Origin of the sequence: Variovorax sp. V118, from assembly GCF_041154445.1 — a bacterium.
Lineage (GTDB): Bacteria > Pseudomonadota > Gammaproteobacteria > Burkholderiales > Burkholderiaceae_C > Variovorax > Variovorax boronicumulans.
This window is the reverse complement of the sequence record NZ_AP028663.1, coordinates 332,686-359,417: the sequence shown is the minus strand read 5'-3', so window position 1 is coordinate 359,417 and position 26,732 is coordinate 332,686. Positions and strand designations below refer to the sequence as shown.

Genomic DNA, 26,732 nt, shown 5'->3' with positions numbered 1-26,732 from the left:
CTTACAGCGGTGGGCAGCGCCGGCGAACCGTCGTCACTTTGACAACGCATTTGCAAGGTGCTGCTCGCCAACGCTGATTGCTCTCACGCCTGTCCTTCCAGTGGACTGCACATCACCTCCGACAGGGCGGCACGCATCGCATCCGGAATAGGCACAGGGCGCCGGGTCTCGCGTGAAACGTAGACGTGCGCAAATCGGCCTCGCGCAGCAATGGTTTCCCGCCCTTCGATCCGCAATGAGATCGAATAGGTAGCCGATGTACGGCCAAGCCGTTCCACGCAGGCATGCACTAGAACTCGCTGCGGAAAGGAGATCGATTCGTGGTATCTGCAACTGGACTCCACTACCAAGCCAATCACAGGACCGTTGTGGATATCCAATCCGCATCGACGTATGAGGAACTCGTTGACCGCTGTATCGAAGTACGAGTAGTAGATGACATTGTTGACATGTCCATAGCAATCGTTGTCATGCCAGCGAGTGGGCATGCACAACTCAAACCCGGAGGCTGCCAAGGGTTGCGCCGCAAGTATCATGGAGCGTCCAGTCCTGCGAACAACGCGTACTTTGTCTCCAGGAACTCTTCGATGCCGTGCCGCCCGCCCTCGCGCCCAAGGCCGGACTCCTTGACGCCGCCGAAGGGCACCACTTCAGACGAAATGAGGCCCGAGTTCACTCCGACAATGCCGTATTCCAGCTGATCGACCAAACGGAATGCGCGTCCGAGGTCAGTCGTGAACACGTAGGCCGCCAAGCCAAACTCGGTGTCGTTCGCCTCTTCAACGACATTCGCTTCGGTTTTGAAGCGGAACACGGCCGCCACCGGTCCGAAAGTTTCCTCGCGAGCGATGAGCATCGTACGGTCCACGCCACTGAGCACCGTCGGCTCGAAAAATGTTCCCCCCATTTCGTGGACCTGACCGCCGACCACAATTTCGGCACCTTTTGCGCGGGCATCGGCAATGTGTTCTTGAACCTTTGACACAGCGCCTGCATTGATCAGGGGCCCTTGGGTGACGCCCTTCTCAAGGCCATCGCCCACACATAGGCCGCGAACCGCTACGGCGAGAGCTCGCATGAAGGCATCGTGAATGCCATCCTGAACATAGATCCGGTTTGCGCAGACACAGGTCTGCCCCATATTGCGAAACTTCGACTGCATCACACCTTCAACGGCGGCGTCGACGTCTGCGTCGTCAAACACAATGAATGGCGCATTGCCGCCGAGTTCGAGCCCCACTTTCTTTACCCCATCGGCAGCCTGGTGCATGAGCAGCTTGCCGATCTCGGTCGAGCCGGTGAACGTCACAACACGCACCAGCGGATGCTGCGTCAGCACCGCACCAATCTCCGCAGCGCTCCCAGTCACGACGTTCAGCACACCCGGAGGGATCCCTGCATCAACTCCCAGCTTGGCCAACGCCAACGCAGTGAGCGGCGTCTCGCTTGCCGGCTTGACCACGACAGTGCAGCCAGCGGCCAGTGCGGGACCACACTTGCGGGTGATCATGGCTGCCGGAAAGTTCCAAGGTGTGATTGCAGCGACGACGCCCGCAGGCTGGCGGGATACCACGATCTTGGTGCCTTGGCGGAACGCGGGCACCGTCTCGCCGTAGATGCGCTTGGCCTCTTCCGCATAGAACTCGATGAAGCTCGCCGCATATTCGATTTCGCCGCGCGACTCCGCAAGCGGTTTGCCTTGCTCCGCGGTCATGATTATTGCCAAGTCGTCGATATTGGCGATGATCAAATCGAACCAGGTGCGCAGGATCCCAGCTCGCTCTTTGGCGGTGCGGTGCGCCCATCGCGGGAATGCGGCATTCGCTGCAACAACTGCAATGCTTGCCTCTTCCTTTCCCAGTCGCGGTATGCGAATGATCTCGGCTCCGCGCGCAGGATTGGTGACAGCGGCCGAGGGTTGGCCGACCCACTCACCGTTGATCAGGCAGCGATCGCGCAGCAAGGCAGCATTTTTTAGCTTGAGCATGATGATTCTTCGTGTTGTGTATGAGCTTCAGTAAGCGGCTTGATAAAGCGCGACCGCGTCTTCGAGCGTGATTTCCCTGGGGTTGTTCACAAGAAGTCTTGTCTGTTGCATCGCGCTTTGTGCCAAGGCTGGGATGTCATCGACCGTCGCGCCAATGTCACGCAGCCGAAGTGGCAGTTCGGATGCATGCAGCAGGGCTTCGATGTGTTGAATGAAGCCCTCGGATGTGGCAGCCCGCAGGCCAAGCTCCTCTGCAAGCTCCGCATACAGCGACTCCGCAGCGCCGAGGTTGAAGCGCAGCACCGGCAGCAACATCAGTGCGTTCGTAAGGCCGTGTGGTGCGTGATATCTCACACCGAGTGGGTAGGCCAGCGCATGAACGGCGGCAACAGGCGCATTCGCGAATGCCATCCCGGCAAGGCACGCCCCCAGCAGCATCGCTCCGCGTGCACCGAGATGCCCCGGCTCCCGAAGGACGTGGATCAGATGGGAGGACAGCAGACGCAGCGACTCCTTCGCAAAGGTGTCCGAGATCGGGTTCTTGCGAATGCGACTCGTGAACGCCTCCACTGCATGGACGATGGCATCGATGCCTGTGGCAGCGGATGCAGCGGACGGCATGGAAAGCGTCAACCGTGGATCAAGCAGCGCGATATCCGGCAACAGCTTCTGGGCGACAACGCCCTGCTTGCCGTCGACTGTTGTCACGATCGAGATAGGTGTTACCTCCGACCCAGTCCCCGCAGTCGTGGGAACCAGCATCAGGGGCAATCTCTTGCCTGTCGCCTTGCCAACGCCGTAGATGCCGTCAAGGCGATCGCCTGAACCCAGCAGATATGCCGCGAGCTTGGCCGTGTCGAGCGTACTGCCCCCGCCGATGCCTAAGACAACGTTCGCCTTTGCTCGCCGTCCGGCTTCGACGGCGGCTTCGATCACCGCCACCGGCGGGTCCGCTTCAACGTCGCTGTAGACCGACACCGCCAAGCCTGCGCGCACGAGCGAAGCCTTCGCCGGCTCGATCAATCCGGTACGAAGCAGACCCGCATCCGTGATCAACAGAACGGAGGAGCCGTTCAGGTCCCGCACAAATGGCGCGAGATCGTTCGCCAAGCCCTCTCGCATCACCACGCGGGGGACGGACATGAATTCGAGTGCCGTGGAATGCATTTCAGGTAGTGATGACATGCTGCTGATGAATTGGAATACTGGTTCTGTATGAACGACGCAGCGGCGTGTTCTCGATTGACGTGAGCGGCTTTGCGTCGAAGGAAGCCTTGACCTGCTCCACGGGAGGTGCGCCATAAAGGGTCGTGCGCTGCCGCGGCTGGCGGCCTGCGCGACGGATCCAGGCCTCGATCGTGTCTGGCGCAGATTCCTGGCCGTGCTGAGAGCCAGCTGCGCGCGTAATCGACTCATTCATCAGCGTCCCGCCAAGGTCGTTGACGCCAGCGTCCAGGCAAGCGATCACGCCCTCCGGGCCCAGCTTGACCCAGGACGCCTGGATATTGCGAATGTGGGGAAACAGCACGATGCGCGATACGGCGTGCATGAGCACCGACTCCCTAAAAGTCGGCCCCGGGCGACTCAGCCCCTTGCGATACAACGGCGCCTCCTGCGCGACAAACGGCAGGGGCACGAACTCGGTGAAGCCTCCCGTGCGGATTTGCAGATGCCTGAGCCGAAGCAGATGCCGAGCCCAGTGTTCCGCACGGTCGACATGCCCGAACATGATCGTTGCAGTCGTCTTGATGCCCACTTCGTGCGCTGCCTCGATCACATCCAGCCATTCCTGGGTGGAGAGCTTGTCGGGACACAAGATCGCGCGAACCTCATCGTCCAAGACTTCTGCCGCGGTGCCTGGCATCGATCCGAGGCCGGCCTCGCGAAGCTTCTTCAGGTAGCTACGTACGGGAAGATTCAACGTCCTGGCGCCCTGCGTCACTTCGAGCGCCGAGAAGGCATGCACATGCATGCCAGGACACTCTTCCTTCACAGCACGGCAAAGGTCCAGATATGTTTCCCCGGTGTAGGCGGGATGGATGCCACCTTGCATGCACACTTCCGTCGCTCCGCGGTCCCAGGCTTCTCGGACACGGCGCCGCACTTCAGACAGCTCCAGGTCGTAGGGCTTCCCGCGCAGATCTTCGTGCGTGCGTCCCTTGGAAAACGCGCAGAACTTACAGCCGTACGTACACACGTTCGTGTAATTGATGTTGCGCACGACCGCATAAGTGACTGTCGGCCCGACCAGCTCGCGTCGAAGCAGGTCTGCCGCCTGGCACACGAACGCGAAATCGTCGTCGCGGGCTTCGAACAAACTGACGACCTCAGCCTCGGACAGCAACGCACCTTCCATCCCTTTCGCGACGGCGGAGCGCACCGGTTCCGACACGTGCGAGGAAGACCGGGGTCCGCCTGCAACCCACTGGACGTCTGCCAAGGGTGGGGATGTCCGGGCGCCCGAACGCCACATCGATTCGCGCGCCAATCCGCGGACATCGCTTCGCTCCAGCACTCGGCCCACCAATGTGGCATCGATCCATCGCGCGTGATCCTGGATATAGCGGGGATAGACGGTCAGTCGTTGAGTCAACTGCTTGCCCGCGATACGGGTTGCAGCGTCGAGCGCGTCCAGTGCCGGCCATGGGGCCTCGGGATTCACGTGGTCGCTCGTCACCGGCGAAACCCCACCCCAGTCGTTGATGCCCGCGTCAATCAACCCACGCAGAATTTTCGGGCTCAGGTTTGGTGGAGCCTGCAGGCTGCACTCGCCCCCAAGGGTCAGACGTGCCAGAGCGATCGTTCGAATCAGTTCTTCGCCTGTTGGCTCGGGGGCCCGCCTCATCAGCGTGCCGGCCTTGGCCCGGAAATTCTGTACGATCACCTCCTGGATGTGACCATGCGCGGCCTGCAGCTCTCGGATCGCCAGCAGCGAATCGATACGCTCCTCGGGCGTTTCCCCGATGCCAACCAAGATGCCCGTTGTAGTGGGAATCGAGTTCGCACCGAGCCGCCGCAGCGTCGCGAGGCGCGTCGCAGGTATCTTGTCTGGCGACCCATAGTGCGGCATGCCTGGACCTGAAAGGCGGTCGGATGCCGTCTCGAGCATCAGACCGACCGACGGTGCAACCCGACGCACCTGCTCGATCTCTGCGTCCTCCAGGTTGCCTGCATTGACGTGCGGCAACAGGCCCGTTTGCTCGAGCACCGCACGTGCAGCGTGCACGACATAGTCAATCGTGGAGCGAAACCCGTTTTCGTCCAGCCAGCTTCGCGCGGCTTCGTAGCGAAGCTCTGGTTTCTCGCCAAGCGTGAACAACGCTTCGTTGCATCCCGCCGCGGCTCCTTGCCGCGCGATCTCGAGCACGGCGTTCAGGTCGAGATACGGTGCCTCGACGCGCTTTGGCGTTTTTGCGAAGGTGCAGTAGTGGCAGACATCCCGGCAAAGCTGAGTCAGAGGGATGAAAACTTTGCGGGAGTAGGTGATCTGATTTCCGAACCGTCGGTCGCGAACAAGCCTGGCGGCTCCTGTCAGCGTTGCGGTGTCGTAAGAACTCAGGGCGATCAGATCCGAACGATCCAGCCGGTCGCCTGCAGCCAGGGCCTGCGCGATGTCCTCAGGACTTCTGCGCGGCAATTCAGCGTACTTGCTCATGGACCTCTCCTAAAGACGTTGAGGACGCGGACCACTCGCGAAGCAATCGAATGGCAGGCGAAAGAGATGTAAGGGTTCCCAGCCTTGCACCTGCCAGGACTCTGTCGATATCGTCTCGACGATCCAGGTCCAGAGATAGCATGGGACTGCGAAGGAGTTCCACGGAACAGCCGGCGTCCCGTGCCGCTTCGGCATGACTACGTGCGCTACAGACGCCATATAGACTTCCAATGGCCCCCGGTGGCCGGCAAATGCGGATGTTGGTCCCCTCGCCTGCCAGGTCTGTCACGATCGTCACCGCCGAATCCGCCTTGGCGAGGTGTCGCTGGAAAAGCTGGTCTAGCTCCTGTGCAGTTAACAAAGGAATATCGGCGTGAAGCACGCAGCAGTCGCGAGCACCGCGCTCCAAGGCACGCCGCACGCCCCTGTCAATGGCTTCATTCAGGCCACGTGCGTTCTCACCCTCGGCAACGATATCGAAGCTCAGTTGGCTAGCGAGGGGAAGTAGCCGATCCTCCGAAGTCACCACCGTGACGCCGCTGACGATTTCTGATTGCGCCAAAGTCCGCAACGTCCACTCGGCCATCATTCTGCTGACTTCCCGTCGCTCCTCGGGTTTGAGGGAATGCGCCAGCCGGCGCTTGGCCAACGCGTACCTCTTGATGGGAACGACGACGTACATGGTCAGTCACCGATGCCAGTCAGACGGATGCCCGCGTGGCACTTGTACTGCCGATTGACGGTAATGAGAACCGACGTGAGCGCCTCGGCGGCCGCGGAATTTGACAGCCCGCCACCGGCAAAGCCGCGCGCGCCCATGACCTCCACAAGGCCAACGACTTCGTCTCGCGCCTGCTTGTCGTCGCTGAAGACCAGCACATCGCAATCCATGTCGTCCAGCGACGCTAGGCTGTCGGCCGCGACGTTGTGAAACGCTGAAACGACGCGAACGCTTTCTCCCAGAACCTCGCGCGCTATCTGGGCCGCTGAGCCTTCGGGTGGCAGCTGGACCGTGCCGACCTTCGGTAGCATCAACGGCACGGTCGTATCGATCAGGATCTTTCCGATCACGTGCGACTGAATCGAACGCAAGAGCTCCGCTTGCTGCGCAAACGGGACCGTGACGGCGACGATGTCGGCCGCTTTTGCAGCTTGATCATTTACCATGGGCTTCAGGTCGAGGGGCGATTGCGTCTTCTGGCGAAGCTTGGCGAGGATGGCCTCGCAACTTTTCTGAGCGTTTTCCAGAGTGCGCGAGCCGACGATCACTGGATGACCAGCAAGCGCCCACCGAAGCGCCAGTCCCGTCCCGAGTGCGCCGGTTCCCCCCACCACTGCGATCGTAGGTTTGGTAGACATTCAGTTGCTCCCCTGAGGTGATTGCCGTGCGGCATTTCGCTGAAAAAATTGGTCGATGCGGCGCTTGGCGTTGGATGTCATGACGAGCTTGACAAAACCGTGCGTTTCCTCTCGCAGCGCCTCATCAAAGTCAATGCGCTCCGCCAGTCTTGCGATACGCGCGATCTCGGCGACCGCCTCGTTGTCCGGATCGCTTTCGCCTTGTGCGACTTCATCGCCTGCGTCGCCTTGGCTCTCGGGCATGGCGCGCGAGTCCCAAGGCTGCTTCGCATCGCGGTGCTCCAGCGCCCATTGACGCGCCAACGCCATCATCTCGGCGTTGTCGGACGCGATGCGATCAATGATCCCTGCAGCCAGGGCCTGCTCGACGGTGCTGCGCTTCCCCCCCAACAAAAATGGCAAAGCGCGTTCACGACCGAGAAGGCGCGTTAGGCGCACCACGCCGCCAGCTGCCGGCAGGATGCCGAAATCGACTTCCGGCAAACCCAGCTCCACTTTCGGACCAGGCACCGCGATGCGATGATGGGCAGCCAGGCAGAACTCCAGGCCCCCACCGAGTGCCGTACCGTTGATGGCGGCCACGACCGGTACGCCAAGTCTTTCGAACCTGCGCAATAGGCCTTTTAGACGCTCGAAGTGCGCGAATACAGCCCCCTCCTGGCCCAACTCCGCAGTAAGCATCATGGCTAGGTCGCCTCCCGCAAAGAACGTGCGCTTCGCTGACGTGATGATCACACCAGCGCACTCGCCCACGTTGGTCTCGAGCGTGGCGAGGGCCTCTTCGGTGCTGGTGATGAACGTATCGGTCATCACGTTCACCTTGCCCGGCAGATCGAAGGTTAGTACCCAGACACCACAGTCTTCGCGACTAAGGTAGAACGCCGTGTTCTCCAGTTGCGTCGAGGTCATGTGTTGCTTTCGGCCGCTCCGAGGATGGTGGCCCGAGCCGACGCCTCGGAGTCACCCCTGATGTCTTTGACAAGTTGGGCAAGCGAAGCGCGCTCGCCCTCATTGCGCACAGGAATCGAGAATTCCGAATTCGTCACGACCTTGCCAAAGCGTTCGACAAGCTTCTTGCCCACTTGATCGTAGGTTCCGATGACGGCGAACTGATCCAGCACCTCATCGGAGATCAGGCCTGGCAGGTCTTCCCAACGTTGAGCGCGGGAGAGCAGCTTGGCCTCCGCAGTGAGATCCTGAAGACCGAGGTGCTCGAAGGCTGCAACGTACGCCGGCGTCGAAGCGTAGAAGGCGATCCGAGCTCGTGCATCGCGAATCTTGGGCTGCAGCTCCTCCTCGCTCGGTGCCGCCGCAACCAAAGGCTTCATGGAAACGCTGAAGTTCTCCAGCGAACGCCCAGCCTTGCGCGCGCCCTCACGCACGGCGGGAAGCATGACCTTCTCGATGTACGACGGCGTGCATACCGGGTGCGGCCGGATGCCATCGGCAACCTCGCCCGCGACTTGACACATCACGTGGTTAACTGCCGCGATATGCACCGGGATGTTCGGATTCTCGAGGGGCCCCGGGTTGAACAGCGGCACCATCAAGTCCATGTTGTAGTACTCACCCTTCACATTGAGGGGAGTGCCGTTTTGCCAGCAGTCCCAAACGGCGCGCACAGCCTGCACGTACTCGCGCATCCAAGGTCCAGCAGGATGGGACTGCATGCCGTAACGTCGCTCGATATGAGCGCGGACTTGCGGGCCCAAGCCCAACGTGAATCGTCCGCGAGACAGCTTCTGGATCGTCCACGCGCTGAGCGCCATGCTCGTGGGGCTACGCGGGAACGAGATGGCAACCGCGGTACCGATGCCAAGCGTGGTCGTTGCCTGCGCGGCGAGGGCCATCACGACAAACGGGTCATCCTTGGTCTCCTCGGTCATCAAACCGTCGTAGCCGAGCGACTCCACCAGGCGAGCGTCGTCTGCAATCTTTCGCAGATCCAAGGGCTGGTCGGGCGCGCGCAGGCCCGGATCGACTTTGCCAAGAGGAAGGAGGGTTTCGATTTTCATTGGGAACTCCAGAAAGATGAATAGGACGTTGGGACGGATTCAGCCGACGCGGCGCCGATCGATGACGCGCTTTGCTTTGCCTTGGGAGCGCTCAAGTCCACCCGCCGGGCTCAGCGTGATTTGGGTGGAGATGCCCACGTGCATCTTGATCCTGCGGTGCAGCTCGGCAGCAGACTGCTGGGCGTCGCCCACCCAGTCGCTGCGAGGCTCGACGTGGATCTTGATGTTGTCCAGCGCACCTTCGCGCGTCAGCTCGATCAAGTAGTGACCGGAGAAGGCGGGCAAGCTGAGGATCTGCTCTTCAACCTGTGACGGGAAGACATTCACGCCACGAACAATCATCATGTCGTCCGATCGGCCAGTGAAGCGGTCCAGGCGACGCATGGTCCTTGCAGTACCAGGAAGAAGACGAGTCAGATCCCTGGTGCGATATCGCATGACGGGGACGGCCTCCTTGGTCAGCGAGGTGAGAACGAGCTCGCCGTAGGAGCCCTCAGGCAGTACTTCCGCCGTCACCGGATCGATGATCTCAGGGTAGAAATGGTCCTCCCAGAGTGTGGGACCGTCTTCCGTCTCTGCACACTCTGCCGCCACGCCCGGACCCATGATTTCGGAGATCCCGTAGTAGTCCATGGCGCGCAGGTTGAGTCTTTTATTAATCTCTTGCCGCATGGACTCAGTCCACGGCTCCGCCCCAACCAGAGCGATGCGAAGTGCCAATTGCTCCTTCTTGATCCCCTGGCGATCGATCTCGTCTGCGATGTTCAGCAGATACGAGGGCGTGACCATGATCACCGTTGGGCGCAGGTCCACCATCAGTTGAACTTGGCGTTCGGTCTGCCCGCCTGACACCGGCATCACCGCGCAGCCGAGCCTTTCTGCGCCGTAGTGCGATCCCAGGCCGCCGGTGAACATGCCGTAGTTGTAGGCAACATGCACGGTGTCACCGGGACGCCCACCACAAGCTCGAATTGACCGAGCGACGATGTTGGCCCACGTTTCAATGTCGTTGCGCGTGTAGCCCACGACAGCCGGCTTTCCAGTGGTACCACTGGATGCGTGAATTCGGGCGAGCTTGGTGGTTGGGACCGCAAACATCCCGAACGGATATCCGACCCTGAAGTCCTCCTTGGTGCTGAAGGGAAAATTCTTCAGATCATCCAGACTGTGCAGGTCGTTGGGATGGATTCCTTTTGCGTCGCATTTGGCTCTGTAAATTGCGACGTTCTCGTAAGTGTGAGCGAGAGATTTCCCCAGTCGCTCAATCTGCAGCGCACGCAATTCATCGACGCTTGCAGTTTCAATAGGCTCCAGGTCGGCTCCACGAAGCACTTCACGGTCTACTTTTGTCACCTCAGTCTCCTGTTGTCCCGTCGCCGTCCCAATCTCGGGTGTGGCCTACGGGTTAGAAGGACTTTAGTCAGCGGGCGTGCCGCGTGACATGACAAAAGAAGCCTATTCAGGTCACCGAGACGGCCTTCTAGCGGCCGGTCCCGGGGCGCCTGAAAATCTACGCGCCGACAGGGTCGATGAGTTCTCCGTCGGGGCTGCGCCGAACGTTTTTCTGAAAGTTCTCGCGGTACTCTGCGGGACTGCAACCCGTCCATTCCCTGAAGGCACGAGTGAACGCACGCGGCTCGGAGTATCCGAGCATCTCCGCGATCCGTCCGACAGAGCTGCCGCCCTTCAGCAGAGTCTGGATGGCCAGATCGCGGCGTATGTCTTCAATGACGGCGCGGTATGAGCTGGACTCTGCTTTCAATTTTCTGCGCAAGGTCTGCTCGGCCATACCCAGGTTCATCGCGACCACCGAGAACTCTGGAAAATCCAGGGGCAGCTTGCGGTCTTTCAGGAGATACGCACGAACTTGTCGCGCAAAGCTTTTCACATCGCCCGGCACGGTCATGAATCCAAGCGGCGCCAGCGCCAGAAACTGCTTGAGCTCTCGCGGCGTGCGAACAATCGGTGACTGCAGATGAGCCCGGTCGAAGACGAGCGAGGTTTGCAGCGCGTCGAAAGTGCACGGACAGGGAAACATGTATTTGAATTCCTCCGCGTGCTCCTTGGGCTTGGAATAGGTAAACGTCGCCGCATAAAGTGGCGCTACCCGCCCGCCTAGCCATCCGATGGTCCGGTACCAAATCGATAACCAGAAGTCCAAAAAGTAGTTCTGAGGGTCGAGCTCTGGATGACTAAACGCGACTTTGAAGTACGTTCTATCCCCGTCATTCTCTAGCGACATTCGGATGTCGTCTGTAAAGAGCTCATAGAAGCGGATACCTCGTCTGAAGGCTTCTTCCAGAGAGGGCTCTCCCATGATGCAGTGGCTCATCATGGCAAAAGTTCCCAACTTGCTAGGGCGCGCAGTAAACCCCATGAACTCGTCATTCGACGCAATCCATACAAGTTGAACCAGTCTCGCGAGTTGCTCCGATCTGCCTCGCCACTGCGGATCGAAGCAATCAGACCTGGATATTCCTACCTCTCGAAGCAAGACATTCGGATTCAGCCCGCAGCGCTCTGCTCCGCGCAGCGTTTCTCTAAAGTAATGAGAGCACGAAGTCGGCATTGCTAGTTCCTGCTTGCAGTATTCTGTCCACTCAGAACCAAGGACTTAAGCTGTCAAGCAGCTATCCAGACTAATTTCTTTCCGCTCGGGACTCTCATTGCCTTTTTGCTCCAGCCATAGCCCAACCGCATCGCCTCCCAGGCGACGTCTTCCGAAATCGCGTGCTCTTCGCAGATCAACCGTACGTATGTCGCGACCCGTTCGGATACGAATTTCGAGAAGCTAGCAATCTCCTCTTCCCTAGCCCCATTTTTCACATCGTCTGTCCGTACCTTGATATCCACATACTGCTGTTGGCCCGCACGCCAGACTTGTTTCGGTCTTGTTTCAGTGCGCGGTCGATAGAAGGAACGTGGGCCTACGCCTTGTGCAAGGAACTCGAACAGCGTGTGGCCGCGAGGCATAACGGCCTGCAACGCCAGATCGTTCGGCAGAAGGTCAGCAAGCGTGCTCATCAGTCGAACCGTAGTTTCCACGCCGATCAGATCAATCAGACCGAATACGCCACTGCGCGGCAAACCCCAGCTTGAGTGGGCCGTCGCATCGACAAGATCAAACGGAATCTTCCGCTCGATAGCTTCTCGCGTTGCCAGCGCGAGCAGGTAAAAGCCGATCCGGTTGGCGATGAACCCGGGCAGATCTCGGCAGCTCATCGGTGTGCGGCCGAGTGCGCGAAGGTTTCGAACCAGCAAGTTCGTTCTTTCATCCGGCATCAAGGCACTGGGGACAATTTCGACCAGCGGTAGTCGGTCAACCGGGACGAAGAAATGAGCGATGGCGAATCGACGCAGGAGCCGCGAGCTCATCCCCTCGGCAAGTATCGAAAGCGGAAGGATGGACTCGTCAACAGTCACCAGAGCCCCTTCCAGGAGCAGATCTTCGAGACGGCGAAGGAGCCCGCGGCGCCTGTCCAGGTCAAGTTCGGAAGCTTCAATGATCCAAGCTGCGGCCCGAATGGCGTTCGATGCCTCTTCCAATGAGGTGAACAGCCCGACATTCGGAATCGCACACGCTGAACTACCGCCGAGCTCTCCGGATGTGCGCACGAGGAATGTCCTCGCCCCGTGGGAGGCGAAAAGTCCTGCCAACTGGCTCGCCACAATGCCCTCGCCCAAGATGACGACCAACATGTCTGTCGCTTGGTGGTCAGTCATCTCGTTCAAGCCTCAGAATTTCCAGGCATCGCAAGGCCACACGCTTTCTTTCAGCCTTGTCGCGCATCATGATGTCGGCGGCCAGAATGCCCGTTCGCGCCTGTTCGCCGTTGGGCACGTCGGTCCGGGCGACCAACAAGTGATCCAGAATCTGGTAGTGGTCCCATAGCGCCGTTGCGCTGCGTCCGATGCCGAGCTCGTCCAGAATTTTGGCTGCGGGCCCCTTCACAGCATCTCCGCCGATCAACGGCGAGACTGCGAGGACGGGAACGCACGTGGACCGTATCGCCGCAAGAACTCCGTTCATTGCCAGAATCGGCCCGATACTCAAGATCGGGTTGGAAGGCGCGATGATGATCGCCTTCAAGCCAGGAGCAGCCAGCGCTTCGCGAAATGCGTGACTTGGCTCCGGGTCACCTTCCAAGCAGATGTATCGACAGCGTTTGACGACGGGCCGACATTGGTATCGAACGAAGTAGTCCTGAAATGACAGCGTTCCGGTGTCGGATTCGATCATCGTGCGGATCGGTCGATCGGACATGGGAACCACGCGATGCCTGATACCCAGGCCACAGCATATCTGCTCGGTCGCCGCGCTCAGAGAGGCCCCACGCGCGAGAGCCTGGGTGCGGACTAGATGGACCCCAAGATCGCGGTCACCAAGGCGAAACCAGCTGTCCCCACCAAGTTGCTTCATAACCTCCAGGCATTCCCAGGTTTCCCCGCTGCGCCCCCAGCCTCGCTGAGCATCGGACACGCCAGCAAGCATGTAGGCGACGGAATCCAGGTCCGGTGAGACGTGCAGCCCCAGGTGCTCAAAGTCGTCCCCCGTATTGACGACGATCGTCAATCGCTCCGGACTCACTACCTGTGCAAATCCCTCGGCGAGTTTCGCACCTCCCACGCCGCCACTCAGAACGATGACAGATCCCTCGCTCATACAAACTGGTCCTCGGAAATGGGTCTGATCAAGTCGCGTGCTGTCGCCTTGCCTCCGACCAACCCCGCGCCACGCACGACCACGATGGGAGTGCCTTCCGCCGCCTGGCCCATCAAGAGAGATGCGCCCGCGGCAAGCTCGTCACCAATGCCGACAATGGTCGACTGCAGCGAGCGCCCGTAGAGGTCAGGCTTGCCGCGAAGGTCCAGAACCGTGCGGACGTTTGCCGCACCGAGGCAGGCTCCGCTGGTCCCCAGGCGCCAAGCGCGCCCCCAACTATCGATGATCGCAACACCGACGTTGCGCCCGGTCAGCTTGCACAGTGCGTCACAGATGGATGCAGCACTAGCATCGGGTTCTTGGGGAAGGAGCAAGACCCAGTCGCCGGGAGAGTCTGATGAGATATTAGATTGGTCGATGCCGGCGTTTGCCACGACGAAGCCCAGTCGGTGGCGCACGATCAGCAGATTCGGGGCGCATCGAACCACGCCGATGGATTCGTCAAGAATGCACTGGACCAGCCTTGGGTCCTTCAGGCAGGTGCGACTGAGGTCCTGTGCAGATTCACTCGCGATAACTTTTCGCAGATCAACGTAGCGGTCTTCAGCCTTCGATACGATCTTCTGCGCCAACACGACGATATCGCCATCTTTCGGTTCAAGGCCACTGTGCTTGTATGCCTCGATCACGAGGCTTGCGATCGAGTCACCTGGAGATACGGTCGGTATGCCTTGCAATGCGAAGAGTGAGATCTGTGGAACGATGATGGGCTTGGAGCTCATGGTGTTCATACCCCGAAATACGCTTGCTGAATGCGCGGATCGTTCAGCAATGTGCTGGCCATGCCATCGTGCGTGATGGAGCCCGTTTCGAGGACATAGCCGCGATCGGCGACCTCGAGCACGGCACGCACGTTCTGTTCGACCACAAGAATCGTCATCCCAATGCTGCGGATCTTTTTAAGGATCTCGAATACCTGTTCGATCAGCAAGGGAGCCAGACCCATGGAGGGTTCGTCGAGCAGGAGGATCTTGGGCCTGGACATCAGCGCCCGACCGATGGCGAGCATTTGCTGTTGCCCCCCAGAAAGAGACCCCGCACTGCGTTTCCTGAATTCGGAGAGGATCGGAAAGAGCTGATACATCTGCTCCATGTCGGCGACCACGCTCTTCCCGGTCTGCGACCATGCCCCAAGGGTCAAATTGTCCTCGACGGTCAAATTCGCGAACACTTGACGTCCCTGTGGCACATGAGCGATTCCCATGCCTGCCCTGCGGTAAGGCGCCACAGCTCCGATCACAGCCCCCTCGAAAGCGATCGTTCCGCCAGCGGTGGGTTGGACGCCTGAGATTGCCCGCAGGAGCGTCGTCTTGCCTGCTCCGTTCGACCCGATCAGAGCGACAATCTCATTGGGTGAAACGCTCAGGCTCACATCGTGCAAGACTTCAATGCGACCGTATCGACTGGTGAGCTTTTGAATCTCAAGCATGAGCGCCCTCCACCGTCTTTGGCACACCGAGGTAGGCCTCGATGACGGCCTGGTTGGACTTGATCTCGTCCGGGTCTCCTTCGGCCAGCGTCTTGCCGCGATCCAGAACATGCACGCGATCGGCGAGTCGCATCACGAAGCGCATGTCATGCTCGACGAGCATGAGTGACACCCCCGCGTCCACGACTTTCCGTATCACGGTGGATATCTCGCCCGATTCAACTGAGTTGCATCCAGCGACGGGTTCGTCCAGCAGCAACACTTGCGCGTTTACCGCCAATGCGCGGGCGATCTCCAGCCGTTTGAGCGCGCCATACGGCAATTCACCCGCAGGCCTGTCGATGCCGGCGTCCAGTCCAACGAATTCCAGCAGCTCGCGCGATCGCACCTCCGTCGCCTTGTTTTGCACGTGAACACTGCGCAGGCCTAGGAGGTGAGGCAGAGGATTCTTTCTTTCTTGCAAGTGGCACCCCACCATCACGTTTTCCAAAGCCGACATGCGAAAGAAAACTTGCAGGTTCTGGAATGTCCTCGTCAACCCAAGCCGCGCCAGCGCATTCGTCGGCTTCCCTGAGATGTCAACGCCTGCGACTTCAACTCGCCCCGACGTAGGGGCGTAGACGCCTGACAGAACATTGAAGAGCGTGGTCTTGCCAGCCCCATTGGGGCCGATCACGGCAAGAATCTCGCCGCGGCGCAGCGCCAGGCTCACGCCTTGCAGAACAGACAGCCCCGCAAACTCGATGGAGACACCCTTGGCTTCCAAAACGTTCACTTGAACCTCACCTTCAGCCAGCTCGAAATCGTGGGCACGATCCCCCGGCGCATGAAGATCATCGTGATCATCATCAGCGCGCCAAGTATGGCGTGCTCGTATTCGTGAAACTGAGTCAGCAACTGCGGAAGAATGACAAGGAATGCAGCACCGACCACGCTACCTACGACAGAACCCAGACCGCCTACCACCGCCATGGTCATGAATTCAATCGAACGCAGGATGCTGCTGGATGCAGGCGTGATGAACGCATCGAAGAGCGCAAGATAGCCACCTGCGAGCGCAGCGAACAACGCCGACAGCACGAACGCAAGAAGCTTGTAGCGGGTCACGTCAACACCGAGGCCGCTTGCTGCAACTTCGCTGTCGTGGATCGCACGGAGTGCACGCCCGGAGGGGCTCGCAAGCAAGCTGCCCACGGTCGCCATGGCAAGCACGAGCGTCGTTCCTGAGAGCCAGTACCACCATTTGGGGCCTGAAACCACTATCGAACCGAACTTCAACTGCTGGACGGTCATGCCGTCGGGGCCGCCGGTGATCGATACGGCGTTGTTCAATGTGATCGACACAATGGCACCGAAGGCCAGCGTCGCAACCGCAAGGTGATATCCGCGCAACCGAAGCAGGGAGCCTCCCACAAGCAGTGCAACTGTCGCAGTGACAGTACATCCGACAACGAGGCATACTAGCGGCGAGATCCCCCAGGAGGTGCTTCCGATCGATACGGCATAAGCCCCCAGGCCGAAGAATCCTGCATGGCCCAAGCTCACCTGACCTGCGTAACCCATCAAGAGATTTAGCCCGACCACAGCGAGCGCGTTAATGAACACCACTGCGCACACCCGGAAGTAGAAACCAGAGGGCAAGACGAACGAGAGCAACGCGATCGCGACCATCATCGTTAGCGCCGGAACATAGGCGCGGAACCAGGAATTTTTCACTGTTAGACCCTCTCGACCCGGTCGCCGCCCAAAAGCCCGTGAGGACGAATGCCCAGCACCAGCAGCAGAACCAGAAAAGTGAACACGTCCTTGTACGCGGACGATATGTAGCCTGCGCCGAAAGCCTCGATCAGGCCGACAAGAAGCGCACCCACGAGAGGGCCGGCGGGATGCCCCATCCCACCGAGCATTGCGCCCGCGAATCCTTTGATTGCCAGGAGCGTGCCGGAGTCGTAACTCATGAGGGTTAGGGGGGTGAGCAAGATGCCCCCCACGGCACCGATGAGCGCAGAGACCGCGAAGCTAAGCCCAACGATGGCGCTGGGGCTGATACCGACGAGGATTGAAGCCAGGCGGTTCGAGGACGTTGCACGCACGGCTTTGCCGAGCTGCGTGGATGTGAGGAACACCCATAAGACCGTGACTACTGCTGTAGCCGCCACGATGATTGCCACGCCCTGGACCTGGACAGTTGCACCAGCAATCTGCCAGCTGTCGACGTCGAACAGCGCAGGCAGCTTCACGAAGTCTTTGCCAAAGATGACAGAGGTGATCCCTCTGATGAAGACGGATGCACCAATGGTGAGAATTAACAGAATTATCGGGCTGGCGTCTTTGGCAGGACGGATGACAAGGAGGTTGAGCAGGAAGCCAACGACCACCGCGCCTGCGATCCCGACGATGGCGGCAGCCCAGTAGGGAGTTCCGCTCGAGATGGCAGCAGCGGTCAGAACACCGCCCAGCATGACAAATTCACCTTGCGCGAAATTGAACACATCCGAAGCGCTGTAGATCAAGGTGAACCCGACGGCAACCAACGCATAGACCGACCCGACGGTCAGCCCCGAGATGATCAGTTGGGTAAAGAATGACAAAGACATAAATTTCTTGTTTGAAATCGAGTGAAGAGCACGAAGCCCGTTCTCCTCCTAACGACATCCGACGTGGGCTGCTCGAACTAATCGCCCGTGTAAGACGCACCGAGCAGTGGAGTTCGGGTGCGTCTTCAGGATGGTCTTATGGCGCTGTAACCCACTTGCCGGACTTCACCGTCAGCATCCGGAACGAACTAAGGTCGATGCCCAAGTGATCAGTAGACGACATGCTGATAGTTCCGACGGTCGCCGGAAAATTCTTGGTGCTCTCGATGGCCGTCCGCACCTTTGCAGGATCAAAGCTTCCAGCTCTTTTCATGGCGTCGACCAAAAGGGTGAGCCCGTCATACGCATAGCCGCCGAACGCGTCCACGCTCTTGCCAGTCGCCTTCTCAAAAGTGGTCTTGTAGTCTTTGAGCAGCGACTTTTGCTTGTCGCTGTCGTCTAGGTCATCGACAACGAGCAGCAACGGTGCCGGCAGCAGGACGCCTTCGGCGGCAGGGCCCGCCAATTGCAGAAAGCCTTGAGTCGCCGCAGCGTGGCTGAGGTAAAGGGGAATCGTGAAGCCGAGTTGCTTGAAGTTTCTCGAAACGATGGCGGGGCTTTGGCCAATGTCGGGATTGACGATAGCCTGAATCCCATTGACGCTCTTGATTCGGCTCAGTTGCGGCGTCATGTCGCTATCGCGAGGACCGTAGCTTTCTTCTGCTGCAATGGTGATGCCATACTGCCCCGCGCTGACCTTGCACTGAGTAACCATCGACTTTGCGAATCCACCCTGACCTGCGATCACGGCGATTCTTGTGATCGCCTTCTTTTTCATGTGCTCGAAGATTTTTTGACAAGCCATCAAGTCTGTATGTGGCGGCTTGAACGTCCATTTACGCACGGGGTCGATGATCTGCACTCCGCCGGAAAAGGAGATGTAGGGAATTTCGGCACTTTCGAAAACCGGCATCATTGCCAGCGAATTACCTGTGCCGGACCCACCCAGAACGGCAGATACCTTGTCTTCCTCCACCAGACGGGAGGCATAGGTTCGCGAAGCGTTCGCATCACCACCGTCGTCGTACATGACGAGCTTCAACTTTTCCCCGCGAATTCCGCCAGCGTCGTTGATTCGCTTGACGTACATTTCCACGGTCTGTCTCTGAGGCTCCCCCAGGAAGGAGGCAGGTCCGGTGGCCGAAACCACAGCGCCAATTTTTATTTCAGCACTGCTAACGAAGGGCGCAAATAGAAGCGCCAATAGCACGCTAGGTCGAATCAAGGATGCTCGCATTTTGTCTCCGTTGGTATAAATCCCCGGCCACTTGAGGCCGGGAACAAAGCCTCACGTGTGGCTTGTAACGCGATTATTCAGAGGACTGCACTACGGCATAGGACAGAAAACGCCGTTCCCGATGACCGCAAAAGTGATCAGCGAAGGGCACTCTTTCGCTGCGCCGCGTGCAGTTGCTCGGCCAAAATCACCTCGCGTTGGTCTCTGTAGCTGGCTGATCGTCGGCGTGGCATGGCCGTGCGTTTCCCTTGTAGCGGTCGAGATCAGAGTCCGGTCACGTCGATCTCGACCACCCAGGGGTCGTCGTTATCGAGGATCGCTGGTAGGTCGTCCAGAATCTCGCTCACTGTGGTCAAGCGCGTGTATTGCAGTCGTGCAGTGCGCGCCAGTGCGTCGAAGTCGACGGCCGGCTCGTCGATGGTCATGCCCACAAAGCGATCAGCGGCGGCATGGAAGCCGCCCAATTCCTTGGCCACCCGCATCAGGATGTCGTACTTCTTGTTGTTGAACACGATGTACTTGACCGGTGTGCGGTAGCGGGCTGCCGACCACAGGCCCTGCGGCGAGTACATGGTCGCGCCGTCGCCCATGAGGCACAGCACGCGCTGCCGTGCACGCGCGAGCGAGACGCCGACCGCTGCCGGCATGCCGAATCCCAGCGCGCCGCCGCGAACAAAGTAGTAGCGATCGTCTTCTGTGGTCATCCACAGTTCGCGGACGGCGCCGAACGTACACGGAGCCTCGTTGACGATCGGCATGCCGGCCGGCCGTGCGGCCAGGACGGCGTCTACGGCGATCCTGGGGTGCAACGGCCCAACCGGCACGCACTGCCGCTTGAGCCGCTGGACGTTGCTTCCGTCATCTTGCAGACGGTCGCGCGCCGTGCCTGCGCCGAGCGCTCGAGCGATCTCTGCCAAGGTCAGACGAGGGTCGCCGTGCATGGCAATCTCCGCCGGAGCGTCGTGCCCGAGCTTCTCGGCGACTGCGGAGATCTGCATGAATCTGACCGAGCTCGGAATTGGAGCGCCCTCGCTGTAGGGATAGGCGAGCAGCGCGTGATCGCCTACCATCAGCGCAACGTCATAGCCTGCAAGCTTGGCTCGGATGCCAGCGAAGCTCGGCGGCAGCACGCCTTTCCACAAGGGATGGGTTGTTGGAAAGAGATTTCCTCCAGCCAGAGGTGTCCCGTACACCTCGGCGTTGAGCGCCTCCGCTGCGGCCACAGCCTCGCGCACGGCATTGGTCTGTACCACTGCATCGGACAGCAGCAGCGCGATGCGAGGCTTCGGCTGCTGTGCCTGGTACCAGGCGAGGAACCCGGAGGTGTCTGCAGGCGCCGGCAAGGGCTCGGCACTGCGCTTCGGGATGTTTTCGCTTACTGTCTCGTCGAGCAGGTTCATGGGCAGTGACAAGAAAACGGGGCCTCGGGGGTGAGCATTCGCGATCGCGAAAGCTCGGCGCAATGCGGGCGCAATCTCTCTTGCGCTGCGAACCTCATAGGACCATTTGCTGACCGGTGCTGCCAGCGCGGTGAGATCGCCGCTCAGCCAGGGATCAGTGAACACATGCCGCGCGTCTTGCTGGCCCGCAGTCACGACCATCGGGGTATTGGTGTTTTTTGCGTTCACCAGCGCACCCATCGCATTGCCCAGCCCACCGGCCGTGTGCAGGTTGACGAATGCCGCCCGGCCGGTGGCCTGGGCGTAGCCATCGGCCATGCCCACGGCCGATGCCTCCTGCAGGGCCAGCACGTACTCGATGTCGGTGCGCTCCACCAAAGCCTCCATCAGTGGCATTTCGGTCGATCCCGGATTACCGAAGATCATGGAGACCCCCTCGTCCGCCAGCACGTCCAGCATGGCGGCGACCGCGGGTCGCGCGTTCTGTTTCTGTTCGTTTTTCATTTCAATCACTCATTCGCTCGCCGTTGATGTGAGGCGTGAGCCCGCGTCGCGCCTGCCGACATGGGGCCAAATCAGCGCAGTGCAGCGCACGCGGCCGCAAGTCGGTCGGCCGCATCGTTCAAGGTCTCTTCCGACGCTGCATACGCAATGCGGATGAATCCCGGCATCCCGAAGGCCGAACCCTGCACGCTGGCAAGGCCCGAGTGGTTCAGCAGATGCAGCACGAATGCGAGGTCGTCGTCGATCAGTGCGCCCTCAAGCGTGCACCTGCCCACGAAATGCGAACAGTTGATGAACAGGTAGAACGCTCCGTCCGGCGCTCTGCAGTGCAGTCCAGGGATCTGATTAACCTTTCGGACCAGCAGATCCCTACGGTTGCGGTAGGCGGCGTTCTGTGTCACCAGCGATTCCTGAGTGCCGTCCAGCGCTTCGACCGCTGCGGCTTGCGCAATCGTTGAGGCCGTGAACGTCGATGTCGCGGTGACCTGGGACACGGCGGCGACGAGCGGCTCCGGCCCGGCGAGGTAGCCGATGCGCCAACCAGTCATCGCGTAAGCCTTAGAGATGCCGTTGAGAATCAACGTGCGATCCGCCAGGTCGGGGGCCACGTTGACGATGTTGCTGAGAGGGTCGTCCCCGTAGTAGATGGACTCGTAGATATCGTCGGAGAACACCAGCACGTTGAGATGCTGCCGCAGCAGCGCAGCAATGTCCGCCAGTTCAGTGCGATCGATCACGGCACCGGCCGGATTGGAAGGTGAGTTCAGGATCAGCCATCGGGTCTTCTCGGTGATGACCTCAGCAATGCGCTTGGCACGCGGTACGAAACCCTCCTCCTCGCGCGTCGGAAGGACAACGGGCGTTGCGCCGCAGAGAAGAATGGCAGACACGTATGGCTGAAAGAACGGCGCGGGCAGGATCACCTCGTCTCCAGGGCCTACGGTGGCCAGCATGGTGTTGAAGATCGCCTGTGTGCCGCCGGCTGTGACGGTGATCTGGTTTCTTTGGTAGGTCAACCGGTTGTCGCGCAGCAGCTTGCGGCAAATCGCGTCCTTGAGCTGCACGGTTCCATCCATGGCGGCGTAGCGCGTTTCGCCGCGCTGGATGGCCTGAATGCCGGCCTGCTTCACGTGCTCCGGCGTTGCGAAGTCAGGCTCACCCATGGACAGGTAGATCACGTTGCGTCCCTGCGCCTCCACCTTGCGTGCTGCTTGCAGCACCGCGAGGAAGGGAGACGGCTCCAAGGTTTTCATACGAGAAGCCAAGCGGTATCTGTCGGCGGCGAGCGTGGTCATGGTGTTCTGAGAGCGGGTTGGTTTCAGTGCGGGGCTCGTTTAAAATTTTCCGCCTCTGAGAGAGGCATTTGGTAGCGAATTTGTCCATGCCCACCAGCCAACTTGACATCGAGCGCCAAGCTTTTCTTCAAATAAAGCACTAGATACCAATGAAAACTTTGGATGCGATCGATCGACGAATCCTGCAGGCGCTGCAGCGCGATGCCAGCATTCCCAATACGGACCTGGCCAAACTCGTGGGCCTGTCGCCTTCGCCCTGCCTGCGGCGCGTTAAGCTGCTTGAAGAGGCCGGTGTCATCGAGCGCTACGTGGCGCTCTTGAACCAGGCAGCGATTGGCCTGAAGATGACGATATTTGTGCGGGTGACGCTGGACACGAAGGACTACGACGCAATCGAGAACTTCGCGTCGGAAATCAAGAGCATGCGTGAAGTGCTGGAGTGCCACCTGATGGCGGGCAGCTATGATTTCTTGCTGCGGGTGGTCGCTGCTGATCTGGATGACTATCAGCGCTTCCAGGCTCACCATCTGACCAAGATCCGCTGCGTCAAGATCGTCGAGACGGAGATTCCGCTGCGGAAGGTCTCGCGCACGACCGAGTTTCCGCTGTAGGACGTCATCGTGCGTGCACGCTCGTGCGGACCATAGCGGTCGCGCGCATCACGATGCCGACGACGGTGGTGCGCCTGTCGGCCGGGCGCGAGCGCAACTGGCTGCGCGCGGTGATATGGACTCGATTCGGGCGCTTGCCACCCAGGCGCTGGACTCGGACAACGCGATGGACGCCTGGCAATGGCAGCAGTTGGCATTGCTGCACGGGCGCGACCTCACCATCTCGACCATGCGCGCGTACCACGATGGAGGGGAGCGCGACGGCCAGTTTTACGACAGCGACTTTGGCGGCGGGTTGTACGCGGCCGGTGACGAAGGGTTGGAGCTGCCGAACATTTGCGAGGCCCAGAGGGCGGAGGCAGCAAAGCGGGCCCAGGCTATCTATCAACCAGTTGCTTCGCGATGTTAGCGCTTGAAGCGCTGTCTGCTCGCTATTGACTGCATGAGCCGGATGCCACTCGGGCCTCCCCGAGTGGCAGCTTTACTATTTGGCCAACAGCTCGTCAGCGGACTTGCCCGCCTCGAGCGCAGCCTTGAACCAAGCCGGGCGAGGACCGCGGCCGCTCCACACGTTGCCTTGGTCGTCCTTGAACTTGGGTGCGCCCGTTGCAGCAACAGAAGCCTTCTTGGACTTTTTCGTCTTCTTCGCGATGGCCGTCCTAGCCACTGCCACCCGACCAGATGCCTTACCAAAGCCGAGATCGGTAGCGGTGAAGCCATACACCGCGATTGCCTCTTTGATGCGACTGAGCACGCCATCGGCCTCCTTCTTGCGTAAGTGCTCAGCCTCCTTCTGAAGCTGCTCGATCTGCTTTTGCACCTGGAGGAAAGTCTTTGCCATAAATTAGTCCTGAATTAAAAATGGGGGCAAGCTTAATCCCGAAAGACACTGGCTTAATGTCAGCATATATCGCCAATTCGAGAGGATGTGCGATTCGATGACGCAAGGCGGACGGCGGCGCCCTGCCCGTCTTACTCCTTGCTGGGCTTCTTGAAGGTATCGTCGGCGAAAATTCCCAGCGACTTCAAGCCTTTGACGGCCCGCCGCCATACCTTGTCGGGGGTCCACCACGTCGGCTTGTTCGTCCAAAGCGCTTTTAGCTTGGTGTGGCTCTTATCGCCTTCAAACAATTCGAGTGCCGCCTTGACGCCACGATCGCGGCAGGCCGAGACAAACAGTTCCAACGTCGACCTTCGTATCGTCTTGGCCAGCTCAGCGTCGAGAGCGACGAAGTTCAGGCGCTCGAATCGATCCGTCAGCTTCAGTACTTCGCGAACCGACTTGCCCCGAACCTTGCGGCCGCGCACTTCGACACGCACAGTGGGCGGATTGCCGCGCGCCGCCTTCAACTGTTTAATCGCCACGCTCTTCGTGGATTCCGTTCCACTTCCGCGACGTGCAATCTGCTTTACGGCCTTGTCGAGCAGCTCCGCGCTCTTGTCGTAGACAGCAGTGAAGTAGTCGCTGCTGACACTGCCAAGGTTGAAGCCCTCCACGCGTCCCTTGCCGTTCAGCCGTTTGATGATCACCGTGTGTCGCTGCGCATAGGCGTATCTGACAAGCAACCGATCCAGCTCAAGGTCCACGATGTCGACAGCAACATCGATCCGATTGATCAGTGGGGCACTCAACAAGTCTGCGTATCGCTTTCCAATAATTTCTTGCATGAACGCGTGAAAGCGTTTGACGTCCTCCTTCGTCAATCGGCTTGGGTTGAGCGAGATCCGAATATCGCCGTTCTGCACTTCTTTGCGGGTCGCCCCGATGCCGATTTTGATGGACGTATCGGCGCTTGGCCTGAACTCGATCGCCATCTTGTAGCGGTTGCCGCGGGGGTACCAGGTTTTGCACTCTCCGTTGGTGAGCGCGCTCTTGACGCGGCGATTGATGGCGAGCATCAATTTCTCGTACTTCACGCCATTCATACCGATGCCCAACGGCAAGATGTAGGCGAGGTGGTCGACGACAGGCGCCGACATTCGAGGCACGACCTCGATGTATTTCATCTTCATGTGTAGCTCCTGCTTTGTGTTTGAAGGCAGCGAAGCGCAAGATGTCCTTGCGATTCCTGCGACGGTATTTACAAGGCCCGAACGGGGGACCGGATGGGCTAGGCAGAGCAGTTGGTTGAACGCAGAGACAGCGCCGGGCGTTACTGAGACCTGCTCTGGTTCAGGTCGACATGCAGAGCAAGCCCAAGTCACTTGACCATGAAGAGGGGATCCAGAGCACAGGAATAGCCCTTTGCCACTGTCCCCCTCAGCCCTATGCAGATACCCAACTACCCTCTTATTAGTGCTGGTGTCAAAAGAGACACTGCACAGGAAAACCTGCAGAAAAGGGCCAAAATCGGCCCCCTGCAAGCACTGTGCATCGGGTGCGCGAATTGCCGATCGCCAAAACGGCGTCAAGATCAGCGACCGCTACGCACGCCGTGCACCCCCTGCACTTTTGGCGCCCTCAGAAGTGCAGCTACTGGTTCTTCTTGCGGTCAAGAAGCTGTTGGATCAGCTCCTCGTCCAGGTCAAGTCGCTTCGCATAGGTCTCGACCCACCCCGGTTTCAGGGTCACCTCGCGAGGCGGCGGGAGCGGCTCGAGGCGACGCGCAATCGTCGTTCGGGCCATGCCCCAGAACACCTCGCCGATCTGCTCGTTCGACAGTCCCTGGCTCTTGAGCAACCACATGAAGCGGGTGTCGAGTTTTTCGGACACGAACGGCTGATAGACGCGTCGCGCCTTGTCGTCCGACAAGTACACGTCGCACATGACGCGACCAAGCCCCAGGCTATGGAAGGGCTGTGCCGCAAGACTGGTCGCAGAGAACGCCATGGCTGCGCCGGGACTCGGGTCGCAGTCGCCGATCATCACAGCGTCCGTACCTATGCCGGTCAGCGGCTGTGCGAATGCCTGCGCCCCCTTGACAAAGCAAACGGCGAAGCCTTTGGCGCGCTCGACGTCTTCAGCAACGTGCCCGAGCGTGTTGACCAGTCGTGACTCCGCACGGCTGCTGAGCGACATCGAGAAGGTGACGCAATGCCCTTCGGCGGCCTTCACGCGTTCCTTCAGCACCTGACGGGCCTCCGGACTGTTCCAGTCGTAGGGTCCCGCTGTGGACGCAAGGCCTTCCACGTCGAGGTTCCCGATTTCTGCATCCGGATCGGTCACGAAGAGTCCCGCAAGCTTGTTGGCAATGCGCGCAACGCGGCGAGTCCCCAGGTGCAATGCCGTAACGTTGCGCTTGCCGGGGAAGCGAACGGCACCACGGGATGACCCGAGCCGGATACCGTGCTCGAAGACCGCGCGCACCATCGCTTCGCTTTCGGAGGTGAGTCCGCAGCAGATCACCAGGCCTTTAGGCAGGGCGGGAAGCTTGAAGCGCTCGCCTTCCGGCGACTCGGTTTTGGCGCCATGCGGCGAATCGGATTTCGATTTCTTGCTCACAGGCTCTGCTCCTTGGCATCGCGCTGCGCAACACGCTCTTCGATCCATGCGCGAACCTCGGAGTCGAGAAAGCGGATCGAGCGACGGCCCATCTTGAACGGGCGGACGAACTCGTTCGCTGCCAGCATGTTGTACAACGAACTGCGCGACATCTTGGTGATGTGCGAAACGTCGCGCAACGTCAACAGGGCCGGAGCACCGCACGATAGTTGCTCCGTTTGCCAGACGGAGGCACCCGCCGTACCGAGGACCTTTGCCGAATCGGCGGTGTCCCTGGCACGGGCGACATGATCGGCCGAGAGCGACAGGTGATTGCCCACCCGGGTTGCTTCGGACGCCGATAGGGATGGGGGAAATTTCTTCTTCAATTTAGCTCCAAGTAGTTTCGATAGATCCAGCGCTGGACAGGGGGAATCTTCGAACTCGGAGCGGTTTTTTT

26 protein-coding genes and 1 pseudogene are annotated in these 26,732 nt (G+C 59.8%); 3 read left to right on the top strand and 24 right to left on the bottom strand.

From position 1 onward, the window contains the following. Positions 1–83: 83 nt before the first annotated feature. The 20 genes from ACAM52_RS01615 to ACAM52_RS01520 form a co-directional block, all read right to left on the bottom strand. A complete protein-coding gene (locus tag ACAM52_RS01615; protein WP_369645921.1) occupies positions 84–488 on the bottom strand; it encodes an acyl-CoA thioesterase in 405 nt (134 codons plus the stop codon). Between the two features lie 44 nt (positions 489–532). Further along, on the bottom strand, positions 533–1,987 hold the full coding sequence (locus ACAM52_RS01610) for an NAD-dependent succinate-semialdehyde dehydrogenase (protein WP_369645920.1): 1,455 nt from the start codon (positions 1,985–1,987) through the stop codon (positions 533–535). Positions 1,988–2,014: 27 nt separating this feature from the next. Beyond that, on the bottom strand, positions 2,015–3,130 hold the full coding sequence (locus ACAM52_RS01605; RefSeq protein ID WP_369645919.1) for an iron-containing alcohol dehydrogenase: 1,116 nt from the start codon (positions 3,128–3,130) through the stop codon (positions 2,015–2,017). A 25-nt stretch (positions 3,131–3,155) separates the two neighbouring features. After that, positions 3,156–5,642, bottom strand: a complete 2,487-nt coding sequence (gene cofH / locus ACAM52_RS01600) for a 5-amino-6-(D-ribitylamino)uracil--L-tyrosine 4-hydroxyphenyl transferase CofH (protein WP_369645918.1) — start codon at positions 5,640–5,642, stop codon at positions 3,156–3,158. Then, positions 5,626–6,324, bottom strand: a complete 699-nt coding sequence (gene cofC / locus ACAM52_RS01595; protein ID WP_369645917.1) for a 2-phospho-L-lactate guanylyltransferase — start codon at positions 6,322–6,324, stop codon at positions 5,626–5,628. The genes cofH and cofC overlap by 17 nt, the downstream gene beginning before the upstream one ends. 2 nt (positions 6,325–6,326) lie before the next feature. After that, complete coding sequence (npdG, locus tag ACAM52_RS01590) at positions 6,327–7,001, bottom strand: NADPH-dependent F420 reductase (RefSeq protein ID WP_369645916.1); 675 nt, start codon at positions 6,999–7,001, stop codon at positions 6,327–6,329. Further along, positions 7,002–7,910 carry an enoyl-CoA hydratase/isomerase family protein gene (locus ACAM52_RS01585; protein ID WP_369645915.1) on the bottom strand — a complete coding sequence of 303 codons (909 nt, stop codon included), beginning with the start codon at positions 7,908–7,910 and terminating at the stop codon, positions 7,002–7,004. It lies immediately after the preceding gene. Beyond that, positions 7,907–9,016, bottom strand: coding sequence for a TIGR03617 family F420-dependent LLM class oxidoreductase (locus tag ACAM52_RS01580; RefSeq protein ID WP_369645914.1), 1,110 nt, complete (start codon positions 9,014–9,016; stop codon positions 7,907–7,909). Before ACAM52_RS01580 ends, ACAM52_RS01585 begins: the two co-directional genes overlap by 4 nt. A gap of 39 nt (positions 9,017–9,055) precedes the next feature. Continuing rightward, the gene (gene paaK / locus ACAM52_RS01575; protein WP_369645913.1) at positions 9,056–10,369 is read right to left on the bottom strand and encodes a phenylacetate--CoA ligase PaaK; all 1,314 of its coding nucleotides are present in this window, start codon (positions 10,367–10,369) and stop codon (positions 9,056–9,058) included. 157 nt (positions 10,370–10,526) lie between these two features. Then, the gene (locus ACAM52_RS01570) at positions 10,527–11,585 is read right to left on the bottom strand and encodes an AraC family transcriptional regulator (protein WP_369645912.1); all 1,059 of its coding nucleotides are present in this window, start codon (positions 11,583–11,585) and stop codon (positions 10,527–10,529) included. 53 nt (positions 11,586–11,638) lie between these two features. Beyond that, positions 11,639–12,715: a 3-hydroxyacyl-CoA dehydrogenase NAD-binding domain-containing protein gene (locus tag ACAM52_RS01565; protein WP_369645911.1), complete on the bottom strand. Its 1,077-nt coding sequence runs from the start codon at positions 12,713–12,715 to the stop codon at positions 11,639–11,641. 16 nt (positions 12,716–12,731) lie between these two features. Then, positions 12,732–13,679 carry a 2-phospho-L-lactate transferase gene (gene cofD, locus ACAM52_RS01560; protein WP_369645910.1) on the bottom strand — a complete coding sequence of 316 codons (948 nt, stop codon included), beginning with the start codon at positions 13,677–13,679 and terminating at the stop codon, positions 12,732–12,734. Beyond that, positions 13,676–14,461, bottom strand: coding sequence for a coenzyme F420-0:L-glutamate ligase (cofE, locus tag ACAM52_RS01555; RefSeq protein WP_369645909.1), 786 nt, complete (start codon positions 14,459–14,461; stop codon positions 13,676–13,678). The genes cofD and cofE overlap by 4 nt, the downstream gene beginning before the upstream one ends. Before the next feature lie 5 nt (positions 14,462–14,466). Beyond that, positions 14,467–15,168: an ABC transporter ATP-binding protein gene (locus tag ACAM52_RS01550; RefSeq protein WP_369645908.1), complete on the bottom strand. Its 702-nt coding sequence runs from the start codon at positions 15,166–15,168 to the stop codon at positions 14,467–14,469. Continuing rightward, the gene (locus tag ACAM52_RS01545; protein WP_369645907.1) at positions 15,161–15,943 is read right to left on the bottom strand and encodes an ABC transporter ATP-binding protein; all 783 of its coding nucleotides are present in this window, start codon (positions 15,941–15,943) and stop codon (positions 15,161–15,163) included. The genes ACAM52_RS01550 and ACAM52_RS01545 overlap by 8 nt, the downstream gene beginning before the upstream one ends. Continuing rightward, positions 15,940–16,884, bottom strand: a complete 945-nt coding sequence (locus tag ACAM52_RS01540) for a branched-chain amino acid ABC transporter permease (protein ID WP_369645906.1) — start codon at positions 16,882–16,884, stop codon at positions 15,940–15,942. The genes ACAM52_RS01545 and ACAM52_RS01540 overlap by 4 nt, the downstream gene beginning before the upstream one ends. Before the next feature lie 2 nt (positions 16,885–16,886). Then, on the bottom strand, positions 16,887–17,765 hold the full coding sequence (locus tag ACAM52_RS01535) for a branched-chain amino acid ABC transporter permease (protein ID WP_369645905.1): 879 nt from the start codon (positions 17,763–17,765) through the stop codon (positions 16,887–16,889). A 136-nt stretch (positions 17,766–17,901) separates the two neighbouring features. Next, positions 17,902–19,041 carry an ABC transporter substrate-binding protein gene (locus ACAM52_RS01530; protein ID WP_369645904.1) on the bottom strand — a complete coding sequence of 380 codons (1,140 nt, stop codon included), beginning with the start codon at positions 19,039–19,041 and terminating at the stop codon, positions 17,902–17,904. A 263-nt stretch (positions 19,042–19,304) separates the two neighbouring features. Then, complete coding sequence (locus tag ACAM52_RS01525; RefSeq protein WP_369645903.1) at positions 19,305–20,945, bottom strand: thiamine pyrophosphate-binding protein; 1,641 nt, start codon at positions 20,943–20,945, stop codon at positions 19,305–19,307. Between the two features lie 71 nt (positions 20,946–21,016). Then, entirely contained in the window at positions 21,017–22,240 is a 1,224-nt protein-coding gene (locus ACAM52_RS01520) for a pyridoxal phosphate-dependent aminotransferase (RefSeq protein ID WP_369630333.1), read from the bottom strand. Between the two features lie 149 nt (positions 22,241–22,389). Here ACAM52_RS01520 and ACAM52_RS01515 point away from each other — a divergent pair, with 149 nt between their 5' ends. The 3 genes and pseudogenes from ACAM52_RS01515 to ACAM52_RS01505 all read left to right on the top strand — a co-directional run bounded on the left by ACAM52_RS01515 (position 22,390) and on the right by ACAM52_RS01505 (position 23,260). Beyond that, positions 22,390–22,851: an Lrp/AsnC family transcriptional regulator gene (locus tag ACAM52_RS01515; RefSeq protein ID WP_369630334.1), complete on the top strand. Its 462-nt coding sequence runs from the start codon at positions 22,390–22,392 to the stop codon at positions 22,849–22,851. A gap of 23 nt (positions 22,852–22,874) precedes the next feature. Next, positions 22,875–22,970, top strand: a pseudogene (locus ACAM52_RS01510) (hypothetical protein); the annotation flags it as partial. 47 nt (positions 22,971–23,017) lie between these two features. Beyond that, complete coding sequence (locus ACAM52_RS01505; RefSeq protein ID WP_369647822.1) at positions 23,018–23,260, top strand: hypothetical protein; 243 nt, start codon at positions 23,018–23,020, stop codon at positions 23,258–23,260. A gap of 75 nt (positions 23,261–23,335) precedes the next feature. Here the strand turns inward: ACAM52_RS01505 and ACAM52_RS01500 are convergent, their stop codons facing one another. The 4 genes from ACAM52_RS01500 to ACAM52_RS01485 form a co-directional block, all read right to left on the bottom strand. Further along, positions 23,336–23,692, bottom strand: a complete 357-nt coding sequence (locus ACAM52_RS01500) for an H-NS family nucleoid-associated regulatory protein (protein WP_369645902.1) — start codon at positions 23,690–23,692, stop codon at positions 23,336–23,338. A 131-nt stretch (positions 23,693–23,823) separates the two neighbouring features. After that, positions 23,824–24,864: a hypothetical protein gene (locus ACAM52_RS01495; RefSeq protein WP_369645901.1), complete on the bottom strand. Its 1,041-nt coding sequence runs from the start codon at positions 24,862–24,864 to the stop codon at positions 23,824–23,826. Between the two features lie 460 nt (positions 24,865–25,324). Then, complete coding sequence (locus ACAM52_RS01490; RefSeq protein WP_369645900.1) at positions 25,325–26,293, bottom strand: hypothetical protein; 969 nt, start codon at positions 26,291–26,293, stop codon at positions 25,325–25,327. After that, positions 26,290–26,661, bottom strand: a complete 372-nt coding sequence (locus tag ACAM52_RS01485; protein ID WP_369645899.1) for a helix-turn-helix transcriptional regulator — start codon at positions 26,659–26,661, stop codon at positions 26,290–26,292. Before ACAM52_RS01485 ends, ACAM52_RS01490 begins: the two co-directional genes overlap by 4 nt. Positions 26,662–26,732: the final 71 nt, after the last annotated feature.

Coding starts and splice junctions, on each gene's coding strand:
- ACAM52_RS01615 (WP_369645921.1), bottom strand. CDS start 488: ATGCCCACTCGCTGGCATGACAACGATTGCTATGGACATGTCAACAAT.
- ACAM52_RS01520 (WP_369630333.1), bottom strand. CDS start 22,240: ATGACCACGCTCGCCGCCGACAGATACCGCTTGGCTTCTCGTATGAAA.
- ACAM52_RS01605 (WP_369645919.1), bottom strand. CDS start 3,130: ATGTCCGTCCCCCGCGTGGTGATGCGAGAGGGCTTGGCGAACGATCTC.
- ACAM52_RS01505 (WP_369647822.1), top strand. CDS start 23,018: ATGGACGCCTGGCAATGGCAGCAGTTGGCATTGCTGCACGGGCGCGAC.
- ACAM52_RS01515 (WP_369630334.1), top strand. CDS start 22,390: ATGAAAACTTTGGATGCGATCGATCGACGAATCCTGCAGGCGCTGCAG.
- cofH (WP_369645918.1), bottom strand. CDS start 5,642: ATGAGCAAGTACGCTGAATTGCCGCGCAGAAGTCCTGAGGACATCGCG.
- cofE (WP_369645909.1), bottom strand. CDS start 14,461: ATGAGCTCCAAGCCCATCATCGTTCCACAGATCTCACTCTTCGCATTG.
- ACAM52_RS01530 (WP_369645904.1), bottom strand. CDS start 19,041: ATGCGAGCATCCTTGATTCGACCTAGCGTGCTATTGGCGCTTCTATTT.
- cofC (WP_369645917.1), bottom strand. CDS start 6,324: ATGTACGTCGTCGTTCCCATCAAGAGGTACGCGTTGGCCAAGCGCCGG.
- ACAM52_RS01565 (WP_369645911.1), bottom strand. CDS start 12,715: ATGTTGGTCGTCATCTTGGGCGAGGGCATTGTGGCGAGCCAGTTGGCA.
- ACAM52_RS01580 (WP_369645914.1), bottom strand. CDS start 9,016: ATGAAAATCGAAACCCTCCTTCCTCTTGGCAAAGTCGATCCGGGCCTG.
- ACAM52_RS01610 (WP_369645920.1), bottom strand. CDS start 1,987: ATGCTCAAGCTAAAAAATGCTGCCTTGCTGCGCGATCGCTGCCTGATC.
- cofD (WP_369645910.1), bottom strand. CDS start 13,679: ATGAGCGAGGGATCTGTCATCGTTCTGAGTGGCGGCGTGGGAGGTGCG.
- ACAM52_RS01495 (WP_369645901.1), bottom strand. CDS start 24,864: ATGAAGATGAAATACATCGAGGTCGTGCCTCGAATGTCGGCGCCTGTC.
- ACAM52_RS01525 (WP_369645903.1), bottom strand. CDS start 20,945: ATGAAAAACGAACAGAAACAGAACGCGCGACCCGCGGTCGCCGCCATG.
- ACAM52_RS01500 (WP_369645902.1), bottom strand. CDS start 23,692: ATGGCAAAGACTTTCCTCCAGGTGCAAAAGCAGATCGAGCAGCTTCAG.
- ACAM52_RS01585 (WP_369645915.1), bottom strand. CDS start 7,910: ATGACCTCGACGCAACTGGAGAACACGGCGTTCTACCTTAGTCGCGAA.
- ACAM52_RS01535 (WP_369645905.1), bottom strand. CDS start 17,765: ATGTCTTTGTCATTCTTTACCCAACTGATCATCTCGGGGCTGACCGTC.
- npdG (WP_369645916.1), bottom strand. CDS start 7,001: ATGTCTACCAAACCTACGATCGCAGTGGTGGGGGGAACCGGCGCACTC.
- ACAM52_RS01570 (WP_369645912.1), bottom strand. CDS start 11,585: ATGCCGACTTCGTGCTCTCATTACTTTAGAGAAACGCTGCGCGGAGCA.
- ACAM52_RS01550 (WP_369645908.1), bottom strand. CDS start 15,168: ATGCTTGAGATTCAAAAGCTCACCAGTCGATACGGTCGCATTGAAGTC.